The sequence below is a fragment of the Mucilaginibacter mali genome (assembly GCF_013283875.1).
Lineage (GTDB): Bacteria > Bacteroidota > Bacteroidia > Sphingobacteriales > Sphingobacteriaceae > Mucilaginibacter > Mucilaginibacter mali.
In genome coordinates this window covers 360,602-380,998 of sequence record NZ_CP054139.1, presented here as the reverse complement: position 1 = coordinate 380,998, position 20,397 = coordinate 360,602, and the positions used below count along the sequence as shown (strand labels likewise).

12 protein-coding genes are annotated in these 20,397 nt (G+C 48.6%); 2 read left to right on the top strand and 10 right to left on the bottom strand.

The features are described 5' to 3' along the window. Positions 1–31: 31 nt before the first annotated feature. Entirely contained in the window at positions 32–1,570 is a 1,539-nt protein-coding gene (purH, locus tag HQ865_RS01770; protein WP_173417689.1) for a bifunctional phosphoribosylaminoimidazolecarboxamide formyltransferase/IMP cyclohydrolase, read from the bottom strand. 204 nt (positions 1,571–1,774) lie between these two features. Between purH and HQ865_RS01765 the strand changes: the two genes are divergently transcribed. Together HQ865_RS01765 and HQ865_RS01760 are read left to right on the top strand one after the other, a co-directional pair. Beyond that, complete coding sequence (locus HQ865_RS01765; RefSeq protein ID WP_173413237.1) at positions 1,775–2,020, top strand: hypothetical protein; 246 nt, start codon at positions 1,775–1,777, stop codon at positions 2,018–2,020. After that, the gene (locus tag HQ865_RS01760; protein ID WP_173413236.1) at positions 2,017–2,301 is read left to right on the top strand and encodes a type II toxin-antitoxin system RelE/ParE family toxin; all 285 of its coding nucleotides are present in this window, start codon (positions 2,017–2,019) and stop codon (positions 2,299–2,301) included. Before HQ865_RS01765 ends, HQ865_RS01760 begins: the two co-directional genes overlap by 4 nt. Here HQ865_RS01760 and purN read toward each other — a convergent pair. From purN to HQ865_RS01715, 9 genes are all read right to left on the bottom strand, one after another. Then, positions 2,298–2,876, bottom strand: coding sequence for a phosphoribosylglycinamide formyltransferase (gene purN / locus HQ865_RS01755; RefSeq protein WP_173413235.1), 579 nt, complete (start codon positions 2,874–2,876; stop codon positions 2,298–2,300). The genes HQ865_RS01760 and purN overlap by 4 nt on opposite strands. A 180-nt stretch (positions 2,877–3,056) precedes the next feature. Continuing rightward, entirely contained in the window at positions 3,057–5,093 is a 2,037-nt protein-coding gene (locus HQ865_RS01750) for an aceric acid hydrolase (RefSeq protein ID WP_173413234.1), read from the bottom strand. 621 nt (positions 5,094–5,714) lie between these two features. Beyond that, complete coding sequence (locus HQ865_RS01745) at positions 5,715–8,990, bottom strand: glycosyl hydrolase (RefSeq protein WP_173413233.1); 3,276 nt, start codon at positions 8,988–8,990, stop codon at positions 5,715–5,717. Next, complete coding sequence (locus tag HQ865_RS01740) at positions 8,987–12,286, bottom strand: glycoside hydrolase family 2 TIM barrel-domain containing protein (protein ID WP_173413232.1); 3,300 nt, start codon at positions 12,284–12,286, stop codon at positions 8,987–8,989. Before HQ865_RS01740 ends, HQ865_RS01745 begins: the two co-directional genes overlap by 4 nt. 246 nt (positions 12,287–12,532) lie before the next feature. Beyond that, a complete protein-coding gene (locus tag HQ865_RS01735; protein ID WP_237073709.1) occupies positions 12,533–14,731 on the bottom strand; it encodes an alpha-L-rhamnosidase-related protein in 2,199 nt (732 codons plus the stop codon). A gap of 3 nt (positions 14,732–14,734) precedes the next feature. Continuing rightward, a complete protein-coding gene (locus HQ865_RS01730; RefSeq protein WP_237073702.1) occupies positions 14,735–16,339 on the bottom strand; it encodes a sodium:solute symporter family transporter in 1,605 nt (534 codons plus the stop codon). Continuing rightward, positions 16,336–17,424 (bottom strand): Gfo/Idh/MocA family protein, encoded by a 1,089-nt coding sequence (locus HQ865_RS01725; protein ID WP_173413231.1) that lies wholly within the window; start codon positions 17,422–17,424, stop codon positions 16,336–16,338. Before HQ865_RS01725 ends, HQ865_RS01730 begins: the two co-directional genes overlap by 4 nt. A gap of 239 nt (positions 17,425–17,663) precedes the next feature. Next, positions 17,664–18,398: an L-rhamnose mutarotase gene (locus tag HQ865_RS01720; protein WP_173413230.1), complete on the bottom strand. Its 735-nt coding sequence runs from the start codon at positions 18,396–18,398 to the stop codon at positions 17,664–17,666. Then, a complete protein-coding gene (locus HQ865_RS01715) occupies positions 18,379–20,313 on the bottom strand; it encodes a right-handed parallel beta-helix repeat-containing protein (protein ID WP_173413229.1) in 1,935 nt (644 codons plus the stop codon). The genes HQ865_RS01720 and HQ865_RS01715 overlap by 20 nt, the downstream gene beginning before the upstream one ends. Positions 20,314–20,397 lie beyond the last annotated feature (84 nt).

Sequence of the window (20,397 nt, the reverse complement as noted above, 5' to 3'; positions counted from 1 at the left end):
TCTCCCCTCGGAGAGGGGTTAGGGAGAGGTTTTAATGTTTAAAGTGGCGCACACCGGTCATTACCATACTGATGCCTTTTTGGTTAGACATATCGATAGATAACTGGTCTTTTATAGATCCGCCCGGTTGCAATACCGCGGTAATACCTGCTTCGGCAGCTATCTCCACGCAATCAGGGAAGGGGAAAAATGCTTCGGATGCCATTACAGCGCCTTTTACATCAAAGCCAAATGTTTCGGCTTTGGCCAGTGCTTGCCTTAATGCGTCAACACGCGAAGTTTGCCCTACACCACTGGCCAGCATCTGGTTATTTTTAACCAATACGATTGCGTTCGATTTAGTATTCTTGGTGATCTTGTTAGCAATAAACAAGTCTTTCAACTCCTGCTCGGTAGGCTGGCGTTCGGTAACAACTTTCATATCGGCCGGGCCTTCTATTGTCAGGTCTTTATCCTGCTCTATCACGCCATTCAGCAAGGTTTTAAATTGCTTTAACGGCAGCTCAACTGGCTGGCGCACCAGTACAATGCGGCCTTTACGGGCAGTAAGGATAGCTACAGCCTCGCCGGTATAAGCCGGAGCGATCAGCACCTCGTAAAACAATTTATCTATCTCGGCAGCTGTCTCAGCATCTATCTCGGTATTGGTGATGATCACACCGCCAAAAGCCGAAACCGGATCGCAAGCCAAAGCATCAATCCAGGCTTCTTTAATAAACTGACGGGTAGCTACACCGCAGGCGTTAGTATGCTTTAAGATAGCTACGGTAGGGTCGGTAAACTCATCTATCAGGGCCACGGCGGCATCAACATCTACCAGGTTGTTGTACGATAGTTCTTTGCCCTTTTCGCTCAGGCTGGTGAACATGGCATCAAGGTTGCCATAAAACGTGCCCGACTGGTGCGGGTTCTCGCCGTAACGCAATACCTTACTTTGCTGGATGCTTTGTTTAAATACCGGGATGGCTTCGGCTTCTTCCTGGTTAAAGTAATTGAAGATAGCCGTATCGTAATTAGACGATATATTAAACGCCTTAGCAGCAAATGTTTTACGCTGATCGAAAGTGGTTGTGCCATCCTGTGTTTTCAGCAGGTTTTCCAGTGTGCCATAATCATCCTTCGATGCTACGATCACCACATCTTTAAAGTTCTTAGCCGCCGCGCGGATCAGCGAGATACCGCCGATATCGATCTTTTCGATCACGTCATCCTGCCCGGCGCCCGATTTTACGGTCTCTTCAAACGGGTACAGATCTACAATTACCAGGTCAATTTCAGGGATCTCGTACTGGGCCAGTTGCTGTTCGTCGCTTTCCAGTCCGCGGCGTGATAATATACCGCCAAATACTTTAGGATGCAGGGTTTTTACACGGCCGCCCAAAATTGATGGGTACGATGTAAGATCCTCTACCTTAATCACATCCACACCCAGGCCTTTAATAAAGGTTTCGGTACCACCGGTAGTATAAATGGCAACACCCAAGCGGTTTAACTCGTGGATAATAGGCTCAAGATTGTCCTTGTAATAAACTGAAATTAACGCGTTTTTTATTTGAACTGACTGGCTCATCGGCAGGGCTTTTTTTAAGCCGCAAAGGTATGGATTACTCATTAGAGATTAGCAATTGATAATCAGTTTTTTTAAGAAAATTTTAAGCGCATTGCTGTAGGGCTTAACAGGTTAAAAATATAAGGCTTAAAAAGCGCCCGTTAGGCGTATTGAAGCGTAATTTCTTAATTTTGAAATTGGGCTGATTTTTGCTACCTTAGTATTATGACAATCATAACTGTAGAATCAGATCCAAAGGAAAAACTTGATCTTTTGCTTAAATATGCAGAAGAGTTGGGCTTGTCTGTCAAAACAGAGAAACACCGGGTACTTAGCGACGATGATATAACCTTTGGATTTGGAAGACCAGCTACCGAAGCTGAGCTGGAAGAATATTTCGCAGGCGAAGAAGACGAAGAACCTATAGATATAGAAACAGTGTTTGCCAAATACGCAGACGGGAAACATTGAAAGTTGTCATCTACCCAAGAGCAGCTAAAACTATAGATAAGATCGCTGCATTTGTAGAATCTAAAAATACCCCGGGAAATGGTGATAGATATGCGTTGCGATTTAAAGCGGCTATTGAAAATATTGCACAACCCGATGTACAATATGCCTTGTGCAGGAATATTTTCTTACTCAAGAAAAATTATAGTTGTGCTTTCTATAACGACTGGGTAATTGCGTTTAAAATCGCTGGGGATACTTTTAAAGTATACCGAATAGTACACGGTTCGACACTCGCCTAACTCCGCATCTTCTTCAGCAAACTCTCTATCACCCTCGGAAAATAATGATGTTCCAACTGCTGGATCTTAAACTTCAGCATTTCAAGGGTATCGCCGGTGTCTATCTTAAACTTAGATTGATGCAGTATCTCGCCCTCGTCAAAGTGCTCGTTAGCAAAGTGAATGGTAATACCCGATTCTTCCTCGCCAGCTGCTAAAACCGCTTTGTGGATATGATCGCCATACATGCCTTTGCCGCCGTATTTGGGTAGCAGGGCCGGGTGTATATTGATGATCTTATTCGGGAAGGCGTTTAGTAATCCTGTAGGGACCAGCCAAAGGAAACCTGCCAGCACAATGAGGTCTACCTGCAAATTTTTCAGCAGGCGTATCACATCGTCGGTATCGTAAAACTCATGCCGGGTAAAAACATGAGTGGGTACTTCAAAATTATCGGCCCGCTGAAGCACATAAGCCTGCGGGTTATTGGTGAGTATCAATACAACTTCGGCATCCGGGTGGCGCTTAAAATGCTCCATTATTTTTTGGGCATTTGAACCCGATCCTGAAGCAAAAATGGCGATCCTTTTTTTCATGAAGACGGTATGCTTTTATCGGCTTTAAACGGTCAATTATGCAAAATTGTTTTTCTTAAATTAACTGCAGTATAACACTATCTGCCCATAAACACTTGCTGCATCAAATATAAAATATTGATGCAGCAAACAAAATCTTTTATCAAATTCCGTTCAGGAAACTTACGTTAATCCTACAAATCACCGGGCTAGCGGTATCCAGGTTTCCATATCCACATGCCCGCGGTTGCCCCAGGCATAGTAAGGTATTAGCCTGATGTTCAGCGCGCCGCGCTTATTGGCACCCACTTCTTTATATAGTTTATTCTTCCAGTTACCATTATCCAGCATATCAGCTTTACCGGTAAGGCTCATAATATCACTGCCATCTATTTTTATCATCTCCGGTTTCAGGCTGATATTTGCCGGCAGGGCCACATTAAATATCTTTTGATTTTTAGGCAGATCTTTCGACTCTAAGCAGTAAACTATCGGACCACGTTTTACGGCAACCTGGTTGCGGGTCTCTTCTACCAGCGGGTTCGCTTCCATTAGTTTAGCAGGCATCGGCAGGTTCAGCGCGATCTTGTCGCCGGCTTTCCATACGCGTTTTACCTCAGCATATTCGCCCGAAATTAATTTGGTTGATACCGGTTTGCCATTTACTGTTAAGCTTGCCCCATTGCACCATCCCGGGATCCTTAAAAATACCGAGAATGCTTTTGCCGGCGCCTGGCTAATACTGATATTCACCATACCATTCCACGGATAATCTGTCGCTTGCGATAGCTTGATCGCCGAGCCGTCTTTTAAGGTGGTAGCTAAATTATTACCGCCATATAAATTGAACCACAGCCCTTTGTCGGACACGCTATAAGCATAATCGCTTACTTCGGCCACGGTGCGCACCACATTTGGCGGGCAGCAGTTGGATAGCTTGATATAACCTATCCTATCCTTAGACCAGCGGGTATCGAAAGGCTCTTCATCAAAATAATTTAAGGGATTGGTGTACAAAAAGCCACGACCGCTTAAACTAACACCAGATAGCACGCTATTGTATAAGGCCAGTTCCATTACATCGGCATATTCGGCTTTGCCGGTTACCTGCAGCATGCGCCAGTTCCACAGCACGTTGCCTATGTTGGCACAGGTTTCGTTATGGGCGGTGTAATTAGGCAGTTGAAAATCACGACCGTATGCCTGGTGCACCTGCTGTATCTCGGCCGGTTTGTACGATGTGGCATCGGGCGAAACACCATCATACAATGCACCGGTAGCTCCCGTTACATACATTTTGCGGGTTACCATGTCTGTCCATATCAGGTTAAGGGCGTGCATCAACGTAGTATCACCGGTCTCGGCGTAAACATCAGCCACACCAGCATACAAATAATTGCCGCGTACAGCATGACCAATAGCTTTTGTTTGCTGGCGGAATGGTATCCTGTCCTGGTTATCGTCAGTACCGTTGGCGTTGGTGCCACGTATATCGATCAGCTTTTTAGCCAGCTCCAGGTATTTGGGATTTTTAGTGGTTCGATACATCTCTACCACGCCCATATAATGCGACGGACAAATGGCGCTGCGCGATGCCTCTGCAGATGCTGTCATGTAAAAGTGGTACAGGTAATCGGTGGCTTTAATGGCCACATCAAGGAAATTGGTCTTACCCGTTACCCTGTAGTGGATACAGGCGGCCGTCATCAGGTGGCCCAGGTTATAGGCCTCGAAATTATTAGGATCTTTAAAGGCTGTTTCCTGCCCGCGTTTTTGTGCCGATATAATAACCGGGGTATGGATATACCCATCGGCACGCTGACTTTTAGCGATAACAGGGATGGCCTGATCCAGCAGGGCGTTCAGTTTTGGGTCTCGGGTTTCGGCATACATGCTGGCTACGGCTTCCAGCAGTTTATAAAAATCGCCATCGTGAAAGGGCGGGCCTGAATGCGAGCCTGTATCCAGTCCGGCGGCTATCTCAAAATTCTTGAATGCATGGCTGATCTTAGGGTCGGTATAAATGCGCCACAGGTTAGGGATCATGGTATCGCGGCATACCTTAAAGCGGTCGGCCCAAAAACCTTTGGTCCAGGTAACGCTACCCATATCGGTACTGCTCAGCTTGGCATACGGACTGGCCGAGGTGTTTACCAGCGCCTTGCTTTGGGCTGATGTTTGCTTAAAACTTAATGCCACTATCAACCCTATTCCGGCATATTTTAGCACGTTCTTCATATCTCTTTAATTTTACGCTATTGTATCTATCTAAAAGCAGTACTCGACAACCTTATTCCCTCTCTGCTTCGCAAAGAGGGTGATCGGCGAAGCACGACCGGGTGAGTCAATTCGCCTTCTCTGCTTGCCTGTTTACTCACCCCGACTGCGCTTCGCTGGTCGACCCTCTCTTCGCTGCGCGGAAAGAGGGCAGGAGCAGTATCGTACAGCCTATTCCCTCTTTGCGAAGCAGAGAGGGTGGTCAAGCATAGCGATGACCGGGTGGGTCAATTCGCCTGCTCTGCTTGCCTGTTTACTCACCCCGACTACGCTTCGCTGGTCGACCCTCTCTTCGCTGCGCGGAAAGAGGGCGGGAGCAGTATCGTACAGCCTATTCCCTCTTTGCGAAGCAGAGAGGGTGGTCAAGCGTAGCGATGACCGGGTGAGTGAACTCGCCGGCTCTGCTTGCCTACCTTACTCGCCCCCGACCGCGCTTCGCTTGCCTACCCTCTCTTCGCTGCGCGGAAAGAGGGAAGAAGCAGTATCTGGTAACCCCATCCCCTCTTTCGCCAAAGGCGAGAGAGGGTGGTCAAGCGTAGCGATGACCGGGTGAGTCTACCCTTGGTTAGTTTCCCCGCGGGGTCATTCTATCTTCACCAACTGCACAGGCCCCAACAAACCTGCCGGTAACAATTGCCTTGTTTCTATACGATAAGGGGCATTGGTCCACGTTAATTGTTCTTTTTCGGGCTTGCCATGGTCGCCGCGCAGGCGGTTGGCCCAGGTGTTGGTAACCTGTACTATAATTTTGTTGGTACCCGGCTTTAAAGCCTTACTGATATTTACCCGGTACGGATACGTCCAGGCCACGCCACAATCCACACCATTCAAAAATATCTGCCCCATATTGGCAACCTTAGCCAGGTCAAGCCAAACGTTGGCGCTATTGCCACTCCAATTAAATGTTTGCTGATATACCGCTCTGCCTGAATAATAACGGATCCCCTCTTCACTTCGTGCCGACCAATCGTCCAGTTTATCGAATGTTACAGGTTTAACAGGCCCACCCCATTTAGGATCGAAACTTACCTGCCATTGCGTTTTTAAAGTTTGTATAGGTTTGATGTTTTTGGCAGCAACAACATTGTGTGCATTACCTTTACGCATCACCACAAATACCGACCCATTAGCGGCAAGTTGTACCGATAGGTTTGTGCGACCGTTAACCAATTGCGATGATACAGCATTGATATCGCCTGTTACCGCATCCCATAATTCAGGCGCACCGCTTGTGCCCCTTAATGATAATTGGATATTCCTATCGGATGCTTGCTGATTAGAGATAAAATAGATATCAAAACCATCACCTGAACGATGTGCCCATACCATATCTTTAGTGGGAGTGCCGTCCCTATCTTTAGCTATAACATCGCGCCCTATCCCCCATCCATCAAGCGTGGGTGCGGCATATGGTTTATCACCACTAATAATGTGAATACCTTGTGCTTTAAGTGATGTTATTTTATTTTTAACCGCCGTAGATAGTTTACCTGTAGGGTTCATCGCATCAGCACCCGGCACCACCAGTACCCCATAACTCGCCCCACCGGGGAGAACGATGCGCCCATCCTTCACGGTAGCTAAACGCAGCAATGCATCTTTATTCATGGAGTCGTAAGTATAACCCCGCAGCGGATCGGTAAATGTATCAGCAGTTTCCATATTGGCCGAGTGACTGGCATCTTCCAGCATGTTCATGATCGGTTCGCCTTTGTTGGCCATACGTTCGTGCTCGCTTTTTACTTTTTCTTCGCCAAATAAGCCGGGGAGTGTGCTTACCAGTCTTGCCGGCAATACAGCACGGCGCGGCGTTTCTTCACCTGTAAATACGGCTATATCTGCTACCGGATGCCCTTGTTGCAGCAAAGCCTGGCAACGCTGAATGTAATCTATCCATGCTTTGCCCGGCTTCCACCAGGTCTGGTCGCGCTGAAAGAAATTACCGATACCATCCAGTGTCATCCCTGGCTTACGATCTAACCATGGGTTATGCGTACCTACATGGAATACATACCGGTTAAAGCCCAGCGCGAAGTTGCGGTCGGCCATGGTTTTCAGCATCCCGGGGTGTTCGTCCCACAGCAGGCGCAGCTCGGTAAAGGCCTCGGCCTGTATGATATTCTTCCCGTAGATATGCCCGCCCGAAATGGCATCCAGCATATCATTTGGCTTATCGTGCGTAGGGCTGCGGAACCAAAACTCGCCCATGGGGATATCGGCCAGCTGATAATGCAGCATGCCATCACTTACCATAGTTGGTGCCACACTTTCAGCGCTAAATGTGCAGCCTTTCTCATGCGCCAGTTTGGCCATCGTTCCGTAGAAATTAGCCACCAGTAATTCGGCAATGGTCTCGCGCATATCAGCCAGTACTTTTTCCGATTCCTGCACCGTGCCCACCGGCACACCCGCCATCAGCGGCAGGTATGGCAGCAAGTCGTATCCGCGGCGCTTTTTAAACTCGCCCGCAAATACCGGCGACCAATTCTGGCTGCCGCACTCCCAGCTATCCACATGAAATATCTTTAAAACCCGCTTAGCCAGTTCAGGGCCGCCGTGTTTTATGGCTTCCCCAAACCAGTTCTCAAATTGAATCCTGGCCGCTTCGGGATTAAACTTATCGCACTCTAAACCATTGCCCGCGCCGCCGGTAGCATTGGTATGCCCGGTTGATGTATGGCCGATGCGCATGATGGTCCATTGCCCGGCGGGCACCTGCCAGTTCAGTTTGCCATCGGCGCTTAATTTATTGGTGATGTTAATGATTTGATCTTTCGGCACACATAATTCATCAGGCAACTGGCTGGCGGTTGTCGATTGGCTTACGCGCCATACTTCGCCGGTCTTGCTTTCAAATTGATTGATCTTAGGTTCCGACAACAATTCAATGCCCGAGATCTTCAGTGATGGCTTCCACTTGGCAAAGTCCAGGTCTTCGGCCCCAGGTTCCGAGCCGGTTTTATCATACACAAACCTGAAGTATTTGGCTGTTGTAGTTGGGATAGCATTAGTGATCTGCGCGTCGCCGTCCTGCCAGCCGTGCCGAGGCGGAACAAGCCGGGTAATGGTGCGGTAAGTCTTGCCGTCATCGCTGGCTTCTATCAGCAAACGCTCTGACTGGTAATTGCTGGCCGTGGTATGGATGATAAGTGAACGACTGGTGAAAGGCTTATCAAATTCCAGTGTGATGGAACAAGCATCGGCGCTTGAAAAACTCTTTTTATTACCGCGCTCGGCCAGGTATTGCACATCGGTATTGGGCAGGCTGATAGAGGCTTTGGGCTTTGCATCATAACTGCTTATCCCCTCGTCTTTTAGCGATGGATAGGCCAGCACTTCGATATCTTTATAATAATTTTTATAGTGCGCCGGAACAGCCAGCGTATCGATATACAGTTTGCCGCCCGTTACGATAGTTTTTGAAGTAACCACCTTTTGCATGGATAGCTCCGGTATTATCCAGGGACCACCGGCCAGGGCGAAACCATCGCAATCGTGCATAGCCAGTTTAACGCCAATGCGGTCGGCTTCTTCCATGCTGAATTTTACCATGGCCCACCATTCGGGGCTTAACTGCGCTACCGGATTGGAGATCATCGATGGGTTGGTCACACTTTTTATCGGCATCAGGTACGCGCCGCCGATGCCCGCCTGTTTCATGGCCTGCAGATCAGCGGTGATGCCTTCGCGGGTTACCGCGCCATACATCCAGTACCAAAACACCCATGGCTTTGCCGATTCCGGCGGGTGCAGGAATACTTGCTTTAATTGGTCTTTAGACACAACTTTTCCGCGCACCTGCGCCGTAGCCGCAAGCCCCAGTAAACAAGCGATTACCACCGATACGAACTTCCTCATCTTCCCCCCGATCTTACTTTACGTGCCAATGCGGACGAATCGTCGCCTGCCTTACAGGGCACCAAATAATAACTGTAATGATAATTCCCTGCGGGGATGCGGTATTGTTCAAGCGGCGCGGCCACATCGCTCCAGCTATCGTTACCACCAACACCCATTTGTTTCAGGTCGATATTGAGCGTCACAAAACCGGCATCCTTTAGTTTGTTGGTATGCTTAGCTGTACGGATATTTTCTTCGGTATAAGGCCAGGCGCTCATGCTCAGCAGGCTATCGGCCACTACCAGCAGGCCTTCCTTATTTTTGTTAGCCAGCAGCATCCAGCGCACATCGGTACGGTTACCGTTCTCCTGCGGCACTACGTAAGGCTCCATAAAATCGCTGATGTTTTGCGTATAAATGCCCGCCTCGAAGCCGGTCCTACGGTCGATATAATTTTCCAGCGGGCCACGACCATAATAGGTGATGATGGTATCGGCCTTATCGATACCCATTTGCATACCTATTTTGGGGATGTTGGGTAGTTTGGGGTTGGCATTCAGATCCTGGTCGACCTTTATCGTTCCATCTCCATAAATGATATAGGTGATATTGATAATCGCGCTATCCTTTATCATGGTGTAAATGCTGTTCACCTTTACGATCCCGTTTCCTGCCTGCGACTGATCAATAGTTATCGTCTTTAATTTAGGGTTATTGCTAAACCAATCTTTTAATTTCTTTTCTGCTTTCCAGCCTCGATGATCATTATCAGTAACCGGGCGAACGAAATGCGGCAACAATGGTACATTCACCTGTTGTTGCCCCTGATAAATAAAGGATACCAATGCACCCTGCTTTTTATCGATAGCTATTTTAAAGGCTTTGTTGTTAAGCAAATAGGTATTGCCGTAATCCATCACAGCGATGGCCGGATAAGTTTTAGCTACTGGCTTTGTCTCCACTAACCCCGTCAACGCGAACTGATCTGCCGCTACCTCATAACCTTTCTTTACCCACGGTTCATCCTGCGCCAATACAAAATGGATATCGGCCAGGTATTCGTGCCCGGCTTTTAATTCCGACAAATATGGTTTCAGGCTAATGGTAGTATCGTGGCCCGCCACCAAATTAACACGGGTCATTGGTTTTTTGATGATGACCTTGCCATCTTCGCGCAGTTGCAGGTACACATCGTACTTATTCAAATTACTTACGCTGCCCCAGTTTTTGATATATATCGTGCCTGTTTTAGCATCTTTCAAAACAGATTCCGCAGGTTGGAAAACATGCTTACACTCGTAGATAGCAGCTTTCGGTCTGCCGTCGGCTGCTACGATGCCCTTGATGGTAAAATCATCATAATAGCGCTCTCCATAATCGCCGCCGTAGGCGTAAAATGGAGTACCTAATGAATCGCGTTTCAACAAGCCCTGATCTTTAAATTCCCAGATAGCCCCGCCAATAATGCGCGGCGTGGTGCGCCACTGGTCCCAAAACTCTTTCAGGTTACCTACCGAATTACCCATAGCGTGGGCATATTCCACAAAAAATATTGGCCGATGATCGCCATTTTGCTGGTTGGCCAGCAAGGGTGCTGTATACAAGCCCGGGTACATGCGGCTGATGATATCTACATAGGGCTGATCGATAGGGTTTTGCAGGCGGTGCGAATGGTCGTTAGTTTTTGGATACCGCGGATCATCGGGCGCGATGTAGCCCTCGGCCTGCGGAGTGCCCTGGGCTGGTTCGTAATGTACGGGGCGGGTGATATCAAAATCGTGTACCCAGCCTGCCATAGCCGAGTGGTTAGGCCCGCGGCCGGCCTCGTTACCTAAACTCCAGATGATAATGCTGGGGTGGTTCTTATCGCGCATCACCATGCGGGTAACACGGTCAAGATAAGCGCCCGCCCATTGCGGGTCGTTACTTAGTTTCGAACCTAAGCCGTGGGTTTCCAGGTTGGCCTCGTCTATCACCATAATGCCGTACTGATCGCACAGATCGTACAGGTACGGATCCATTGGGTAATGACTGGTGCGGATGCAGTTGAAGTTAAATTTCTTGATAGTCTGCACATCGCGTAAAATATCTTCGCGCGAAAGGGCCTTGCCTTTTATCGGGTCATGATCGGGGCGGTTAACGCCGTACAGGTAGGTTACCTTTCCGTTAATGAGCAACTTGCTGTCATCCTTGGCAAATTCAATACTGCGAAAACCAACCTTGCAGCTTTTCACTTCCAGCACGTGGCCGGTACTGTCTTCCAAACTCAAGGTTAAAGTGTACAGGTTTGGTTCGTCGGTGCTCCATTTTTCGGGGTTCTTCAATTTGGCTTCCATCAGACCAAACTTCACGTTATCCAGTCGGGGGAAGATCTCGTTTACGATGCTCTCCACACTTTTTTGCAGCGGCTTTTCAAAAACGGCCTTGTCGTGTTTATCGAATAGCTGTGCTTTTAACTGATAGCCGGGGATGGCTTTGCCAGTCAGGTTTTCCATACGCGGGCGAATCATCAGCATGGCATCTTTATAGTCCTTATCCAGTTTGCATTCCCACTGAAAGTCGGCTATACGCAGCTTAGGTTCAGTCAGCAGCATTACCTCGCGGTGGATGCCGCTCATGCGCCATTGATCCTGGTCTTCCAAAAAATAACCGTCGCTCCAGCGGATCACCTGTACCGACAGCACATTCTCGCCAGCCTGCAAATAAGGTGTGATGTTAAATTCGGACGGCAGGAAGCTATCCTCGCCATAACCCAGAAACTGCCCGTTCATCCACACCTTAAAGCCCGAACTTACCCCGCCAAAATGCAGGGTGATGTTCATATCCTTCCAATCGGCCGGAACAGTAAAGGTGCGCTGGTAGCTGCCCACAGCATTGTAATCCTGTGGCACATGCGGCGGGTTCACCGGGCGGAAGGGGTACACGGCGCTTTTGTAGATAGGCTTATCGTACCCCTGCATCTCCATACTTGATGGCACTACGATCTTATGCCAGCCGCTTACTTTGCTTTTATAAAAATCCTGCGGCGCATCAGCAGGTTTGCTGGCGTAGTTAAAATCCCACTTACCGTTTAGGCTTATCATCCTTCCCGACTTTTCTCTGTCGCCTTTTAGTGCATCGGGTATATTACTATAAGAATAAGCGGTTGCCCGGGCCGCATCGCGGTTAATACCATCTACCATTGGGTTTTCCCAGGGTTCATCTTTGTAAATAGATGGCGCGTTGGGGATGGCCGCCGGGGTTTTATCCACCAGTTGAGCAAAGCTCTTGCCGGATATTAATAACAGGATAATTATGCCGATATGCTTGTACATATTAAAAAAAACGCTGCGGCAAGCGTCCACGCTTGCTGCTATTTTAGTGTAAGCGTTCACGCTTACGTTATTATTAAATTAAGCGTGGACGCTTAATCAGGAGTGCGTTCAAGCGTGGACGCTTGAACGGGCGTTGTACTTTCTGTCATGCCGAACTTGTTTCGGCATCCCATAAAACAGGTTGCCGTTATATAGGCAACTTTGCATGTGGGGTCCCGAAACAAGTTCGGGATGACATTTTGGTGTCTACATCGCCGTATACTCCACCGTATATTTCTTGCCCTTAGCAATGCTCACCTCGTAAACATTCTTCCCTTTAGCCACTACCGCACCCTCTTTACATGTTGGCAACGTACTGCTGGTAAATTGCAGGGTACCGGTGCCGGTATCGGCGCTTACTTTTATTTGTTTGGTATCGCAGCGTACGCTGATATCGCCATTAGGTGTGGGCACGCTGCCTTCCATCCATTGCAGGCCGCCAAGTTTGGGGGCGATGATGTATTTGCTGTAGCCCGGCGCGGTTGGTTTTACACCCAGGTAGTATTTACCCAGCAGGTAAATAGGACTGGCACCCCAGGCATGGCACAGGCTTTTTCCAAACTCGCGGCCATACATGCTGTAATGATCGGCCCCCGATTTAGCCGGGTTGTATTCTTCCCAAAAAGTGGTAGCGCCCAGGTTAAGCATGCCGCCCCAGTAGCTTTTCATTTCCTTAAGCACGGCGTTTTGCTCGCCCATGGTACACAGGGCTTCCAGCTCGTAAAAATGCATGTAAGGCGTGGTTATCTTTTGGATCTTATCGTTCATCAGCACGGTCTTTTTTACCTGCTGCTTTTGCGCCTCGGTAAAATAATTGAAGAAGATCGAGAACATATTGCTGTAGCGGGTCACGTTATCGGTTTGTTTACCGTTAACGCGGCTGTGCACCAGCGCGCCTTTTTGGGCATTCCAGTAGTATTGAAATATCTTAGCCTTCAGCGCTGCCGACATTTGCCTATACTTCGCGGCCTCGGCCTTTTCGCCCATCAGGTCGGCGCACAGGCCCATGGTTTCCATACTGCGGCACAGCAATAGCTGCTCAAAGCTTACTTCGCCTTTTTTGCTCAGGCCATCGGCCCAGTCAATAAATGTCCAGTCGCCGGGCAGGCCAACCATCAGGCCGTCCTTATCGCGGCGGGCCAGGCACCAGTTCATCAGGCTTTGCATGCGTGGGTACATTTGTTTGATGAAAGCCTTATCGCCGGTGTACTGGTAATAATCGTGGATACCCAGAAACCAGTAGAACGTATAATCCATAATGGTATTGATATGGCTGGTCACCGGGTCTTTACCACGAAGGGCATACAACGTGCGGGTCACCGTCGGCGAATCGAAGTACAGGTAGTAATTCATGGCGTAGCTTTGGTATGCATCGCCGCTCCAAACCCAGCGGTCGCGTTTTATACCGTCGATAAAGAACTCGCGGGTGTTAAGGTGCAATGTGTAAGCCGCCACATCCCATATTTTATTGATCTGTTCGTCGTTACATTTAAAGCTCCCGCGCTGCTCAACTGGCGAATATTCGTACAGCATCGATGCATCATCGACGGTAACACCACCATCAAATTTGATATTGACATAACGGAACGCCCGGGAGCCCTCAAAAGTAACATCGGCTTTTTGCGACTGATCTATTTGCAATTCGTCCATTAACTCGCCATGATCCGGCGACAGGGCCTCTTCCTTCGATTCGCCGAAATACAGCGTTGCTTTGCCTTTGCCTTTTACGCCCAACAGCTTCACAAAACCAAAGGTTTCTTTACCAAAATCGACCAAAATGCTATTGGCGCTTTTATCTTTCTTCACCGCCTGCTGCTCGGTTACCGGCAACCTGAAAGCCGATGGCGATGTGTTTACCTCGTTAAAATTCCATGCCCCTGCGTTTACATAGGTGGTGGCCGATAGGTCGGAGCTTTTGCCCGATGCATCTATCCACTCCCTGTCCTCGAAAGTGACCAGCCACGATGCATCCGATACCAGCTTATCCCCTTTTACATAAATAGCTGGGGGACTGGCCTGGTTATATACCTTCAGGCTGATGCGGTGTTTACCGGCAGGTATATCGATACTTTTAGGGTATCCCGCAAAGGCTTTCCCATCTATCTTTAAATTGTATTGGCCCTCAACGCCTATCTCCACCTTTTCGGCTTTGGGCAGGTCGATGTCTTTATGGAACTCTACCAATACGTAATGGCTATCCTCTTTCCACAGCGGCGGCAGGAACGCGCCACGCTCGGTACGACGGTTCTGCATTTTGTTGCTTAGCCAGATCTCGTAATCGCCGGGATACCATATCCAGGTAGCCTTTTGCGCTACGGCGGCATCGGCAAAAAACATCATGCCAAGGCATAGGGCTACGCCGATGTATTTGCTTAATTTCTTCAGGTTTAAAATATTGGTCATCATTGGTTAATGTCCGTTAAATACGATATATAAAATTACCATTACCACGCATAACATGGCCCAGGCTATCTTTACTTTTTTAGTTGGTTTAGCAATATCGGCAGCTTGTTCGGCTGTATCGGTATAGCGTACGGGGTTAGGGTCTAACAATGAAATGATGACCGCCGCCACGAACAGCACCGCAAAAACATCGAACGATACCAATAAATAATGCGGCCAGAAATGATATTGCGCCGGTGGGAACACCCACAGGTACATAATGCCCGTGCCTAAACTAAATACCGAGCCTGCCGACAGGATAGCGTTCACCGCCAGTCGACTGGTCCGTTTCCAGAAAACCGTCAGCAGGAACACCACGGCCAGTGGCGGCGCTATAAAGCCTAATACCGATTGGAACACATCAAAAAATTTCAACCCACGGATGCTATCGATAGCCAAAGCCATGCCTACGGCCAGTATGCAACCGGCTATCACTACATAGCGGCCTACGCGTATCAGGTCTTTATTTTGCGCATTGGGGTTTATCTTTTTAGCGTAAACATCCATTGTGAACACGGTGCTCAGCGAGTTTAACGACGAACCGATGGTGCCTACCAATACGGCTATCAGCACTACGATCACCAAGCCGTTCAGCCCGGCGGGGAACAGGTTGGTCACCATGGTCATATAAGCAAACTCGGAATTACTGGTTGGGTAAAGGATAAAGCAGATGATACCCGGCAGGATAAATAATGGCAACGATAATATCTTTAGCCAGCCAATGAAATTGACACCTAATTGCCCCTGTTCTAAATTTTTAGCACCCAATACCGATTGCACCATGGCCTGATCGGTACAGAAGAACGCCACTGCCGCAACCGGGTAACCTAACAGAATGGCGTACCACGGATAATCAGGGTCGGAGCCGGGGCGTATCAAATTCCAAAAGTTGGTTGGTACGCTATGATAGATGGTGGATAAGCCACCTGCTTTATTTACACCGATAACAGCCAGCATGATAGATACCGCTATTAATAATAGCATTTGGAATACATTCACTTTGGCGATGGCTTTTAACCCGCCCGCATAGGCGAACAGGCCCGCGAAGGCCACTAATACAATAACCGACTCCCACATGGGGATACCCAGTATCTGCCTTACCAAAAAACCGCCTGCGAACAGGCCAAGCGACAGCCATGAAATCTGGATCTTGATCAGCGCGTACCAGGCCAGGATATTACGGGTGGAATCGCCATAGCGGTTACCCATAAATTCGGGCATGGTTGATACTTTGGCGGCGATATATCTCGGCGCGAAAACCAGCGCCAGCAGCATCAGGAAGATAAAAGCATACCACTCGAAATTGATGGCTACGATACCCGTTTTAAAGCCGATACTGGCGCAGGCTACCAACATGGACGGCCCCACGTTGGTACCCCACATATTAAAGCCGATACTGCTCCATCCCAGCGATTTATTGGCCAGGAACAGCGTCTCGTCCTCTTCCGATTTTTTCTTTTTACCGAAGCTGGCGCGATACCCGATCACCATCAGGATGACGAGGTAGGCCACCACAATGGCATAATCCAAAGTGGTAAGGCGCGATACGATATTGCGCATGCCCAAGATCATGATGCGGACAATTGATTGCGTGATAAATTGAACTCGGCCAGGATATCATCCACCTTAACTGGCGCGCCGGTTTGTAGCGAACGGTCCATGGCCTGTAACAAAGCTACGGTACCTATGCCTTCTTTTACATCGGGGTAAGCGGTAAAGCCCTGGGTGATGCTATCGGCAAAGTATTCCAAATAATTTTGGTATTCGCCCGCGTGGTGACTTTGTCCCTCAAAACGGAAATAGTATTTAATGGTTTTATCGCCCCACACTACAATTTTCTCTTCGCCTGTTTTATCGGTAATAGCGTATCGCAATTCGTGGTAATCGGCTTGCGATGCGCCTTCGGTACATCGCAAAATGGTGCTCATGCCGCTATCCCGCTGGGCAGGTTGTGTTGGCCCGGTATAGCAACCGCTCACACGCGCTACGCGGCCATCGGCAGTTTTGTAGATAAAGTGCATGGTATCATGATTCTTCAACCCGGCATTTTTGCCGTTGCTGCTGATCATGCCGTAACCCATCACTTCTTCAATATCGGGCATATACCAACGGATAAAATCAACCGGGTGGCTTAAACCGCCATACAGCCACTTGAACGAAGCCTCCAGCGCCCAGGGTTTCTCTAAGAACCAGCGGTGGTCGGCGTGGTATTCCCCCTCAATGGTGATCAGATCGCCCATCAGTCCGGCTTCGTAATCCTTACGCTGGCGTTTAGCCGGCTCAAAAAAGCGGGAACTTTGGCCGATAAACACCTTTTTACCCGACCGGGCAGCTGTTTCCAGCAGTTTGGCCGCATCACTCAGGTCATCAATAAAAGGCTTGGTACAGATGACATTTTTACCTGCCAGCAGCGCTTGTTTTACATGTTGCGCGTGCAGGTGATCGGGCGTGTAAATGGCTATGATATCTATCTCGGCGTCGTCCAGCATTTGCTGGTACTCGGTAGTATAGTGATGAAAGTCGAACTCGTGCGCGCGTTGCTTGCACACCTCAATGCTGCGGTCGCATACCATTTTCAGTTCAACCTTGCTGCTCTGCAACGCTGCCGACATGGTGCTGCGGCCTTCGCCTAATCCTAAAATGCCTATTTTTAACATGGTTCTTATTTAGTCCGGAAAGACGGGAAGACCGAAAGTCCGGAAGATTTAGTATCGGTTTAAAAGTTCTAATATCCGAAAGGCTGTGCTATATAGTTTCATAGGCTGTCCTGCCTCCCCTCCTTCGCTACCTGTCATTGCGAGCGATAGCGCGGCAATCTCGTAGTGTGCAGATCAAACTACGAGATTGCCGCGTCGCCCCTTCACTCATTGCCCAGGCCGCTCCTCGCAATGACAAACTATTTTAACGCCTTCAAAAACACCCAAGTCTCCCCCTTTTTAGTCCCCGGTAAACCTTCCTGGTATTTACTCATCAGCTTATTCCATTCATCAACCCGCGGGTTGTTTTTGGTGGTAAGCGGGTTTAGTTCATCTAAAGTTTTTCCTTTCGGGATGCTGATCACCAGCATCAGTTGCCGCCCATTCCTGAACACCAGTAATTGCTGAAATTGCGCATTACAAAAGCCGTTGGATACCTCGGGCCATTTTTCAAACTGGGTTTTATGATAGTCGAGGTATTCCTGCTGTAGTTTGGGATCGGCAACGAGGTTAGCTGAAAGGAAGATATTGGTCCACTCCTTCGATACGATGGTATCCTTACACATCTTGCGGTTGAAATTGTAAAAAGGCGCGTCGAAGTATTGGATGGTATCGGCAGGATATTCCTTTTTTATCGCGCTTACCAGTTCTTCGGGATTAGAGAGATCGGCATACACGGCAACCCTGTTATTCCAGCGGACAAGGTTTTGATGATCCAACCCGAAGCCTTTTGCAAGGTCATAAAGCGCATGATCGTTAAATACTGAATCTTTGGGGATAATGATCTCTACGATCACCTTTTTGTTAACAAGCGTTTTTGATTTCGACGCGGTATCCGCAACTGGCGCTTTCGCATTATTGCCACCGCAGGCAGCAAGCATGCACAGCGGTATCAGCAAACTGAGAAGCCAGCCGCTATTTTTTAGTAGCCTCATCTTTTTCCTCCTTATGGTTTATGGCCTGATTGGCCGGGTTGGTTTGTTTATACTTCAACAGGTATTGGTAAGGGGGTTCCAAACCCGCGTTTTGTTTAACGGCTGCCGCTACCTGCGGACCGTTATTTTCCCATACATCGCCCGGACCGTTGGCATTCTTCAGGAATTTTTCGGCTGGGCACCAGTTATCCTTTACGGTGATGTAGGATGAACCCTCATCGCAATACAGGTAAAACCAATGCACCGGATCGTGCGCGTAGGGCGCTTTGTAAATACTGTCGACCACATTATTGCTGATTAGCGTCCCCGGTTGTGATGACAGTGTGTAGATGCCCGCCACATCATACATATTACGGGCATAGTGATGAATGCGGTTGGCAGTGATGCGGTTATCGCGCATGGCGTTTTCGGTCTTGGTCCAGCCCCAACCTACGCTGATACCCGTATAGTTGATGTCGGATATTTCGTTATGTGCTATATGGATGTTCTTTACGTAACCCGCGCCAATGCCCACGCAGCCCCAGTCCTCGTTGGTCACATCGCTGATTAGGTTGTTTTCTATCCGGTCGCCGCTGCATACCTCGCGCTGGTCTTTGGGGTTGTAAGGCAGGTGCACTTCTTGCCCCTCATCGCTGAATATACCGTCGAGGATACCCGTGCCCCCAATATCTTTAAACAGATTGCCCTTTATTTCATTATCATGCGTACCTCGTTGGTAGTCCAATCCGGTAGATGCCATATGCTCAAAGCGGCAAGCCTCAAAACCCGTATGATCCGCATAAGCCAAAGCAACAGCAGCAGCCGGGCGACCTACCCATGCCTGGTTCTCCAAACCTTTTTTATCAGGCGTGCCGGGAATTTTCAGCTTGTAGGCATCCGTCATATACATACCCGCCTGATGCGGTACCAATCCTTGCTTTGATGGCAACAACCAGGTGCTATGCTGCAAGGCGATATTCTTGAATTGCACGTACTTTACCGGGTTATCGATAGTGCCTTGTATTTTCACCAGCGTTTCCAGATAAGGTACGGTGACAACGGCTGTACGCATATCCTCCCCGGAACGTGGGATGTAGTAGATCTTTTGCTGGCGCTGATCAAGGAACCACTCGCCGGGTTTATTTAAAAACTGGATAGCATTATTTAAGTAGAATGCCGAGTTACCCGTCTTTTTCGATATCCAGGGCGCCGGCCATGGATGCTCGGATTGTACACGGCTTTCGGGCTGGTAAAATGACAATCTAACACTATCGCCCTGCACTGCGGCATCTTTTATACGCAGCATGGCGATGGCCCACCATTGGTGGATGAACATCTCCATGCCTTTAATATGATTAATATCGATGCCCTTGGGTTTTGGTATCCAGCAGGTCTCGGTCTTTTTATCCCACGATAATATACGGTTCATCAGTGGCGCTTCAGTATCGCGGGCACGGGTTGCTTTTACATCGTTCACCCAAAGCTGGCGAAACTGTAACGCATCGTTGCCGATCATTGGCGCATCGGCTACCCAAACCTTCCCTTTGGCTTCGACAGGCAAGCCGGGGATAATACCCGTTACTTTTTTCCAGCCGCTTATTTGTATACCACCGCTTAGGATAGTTTTTCCATCTGACACACCCTCAATAACGGTAGGGCTATCTTCCGTTCCTGAATCTTCGGGACGGATGAATATCGTCTCATCTAATTGGTAAAGGCCTTGTTCTATTTTTATAGTGATGCCGCCTTTTACTGATGGATCATTCAGGCGGCGTAACTCGCGGGCTTTCCTTAGCGCCATGGTCAGGCTGGCTAAGGGTTGTTCCTTAGTGCCGGTGTTTTTGTCGGAGCCTGTTTTGGTTACGTAGATATCCGCGGCATAAGTGTCAATGGTTATCAGCAGTAGCGATGCAGCAATTATCAGCCCCCTTGTCATTTCGACGAAGCGTAGCGCAGGAGAAATCTTATACGACCTGCTTAGCGGTTTAGCATATCGTATAAGATTTCTCACTACGTTCGA

Excerpts from the sequence above, each read along its gene's own strand:
- purH (WP_173417689.1), bottom strand. The coding sequence starts at position 1,570 with ATGAGCCAGTCAGTTCAAATAAAAAACGCGTTAATTTCAGTTTATTAC.
- HQ865_RS01765 (WP_173413237.1), top strand. The coding sequence starts at position 1,775 with ATGACAATCATAACTGTAGAATCAGATCCAAAGGAAAAACTTGATCTT.
- purN (WP_173413235.1), bottom strand. The coding sequence starts at position 2,876 with ATGAAAAAAAGGATCGCCATTTTTGCTTCAGGATCGGGTTCAAATGCC.
- HQ865_RS01750 (WP_173413234.1), bottom strand. The coding sequence starts at position 5,093 with ATGAAGAACGTGCTAAAATATGCCGGAATAGGGTTGATAGTGGCATTA.
- HQ865_RS01745 (WP_173413233.1), bottom strand. The coding sequence starts at position 8,990 with ATGAGGAAGTTCGTATCGGTGGTAATCGCTTGTTTACTGGGGCTTGCG.
- HQ865_RS01740 (WP_173413232.1), bottom strand. The coding sequence starts at position 12,286 with ATGTACAAGCATATCGGCATAATTATCCTGTTATTAATATCCGGCAAG.
- HQ865_RS01735 (WP_237073709.1), bottom strand. The coding sequence starts at position 14,731 with ATGATGACCAATATTTTAAACCTGAAGAAATTAAGCAAATACATCGGC.
- HQ865_RS01730 (WP_237073702.1), bottom strand. The coding sequence starts at position 16,339 with ATGATCTTGGGCATGCGCAATATCGTATCGCGCCTTACCACTTTGGAT.
- HQ865_RS01725 (WP_173413231.1), bottom strand. The coding sequence starts at position 17,424 with ATGTTAAAAATAGGCATTTTAGGATTAGGCGAAGGCCGCAGCACCATG.
- HQ865_RS01720 (WP_173413230.1), bottom strand. The coding sequence starts at position 18,398 with ATGAGGCTACTAAAAAATAGCGGCTGGCTTCTCAGTTTGCTGATACCG.
- HQ865_RS01715 (WP_173413229.1), bottom strand. The coding sequence starts at position 20,313 with ATGACAAGGGGGCTGATAATTGCTGCATCGCTACTGCTGATAACCATT.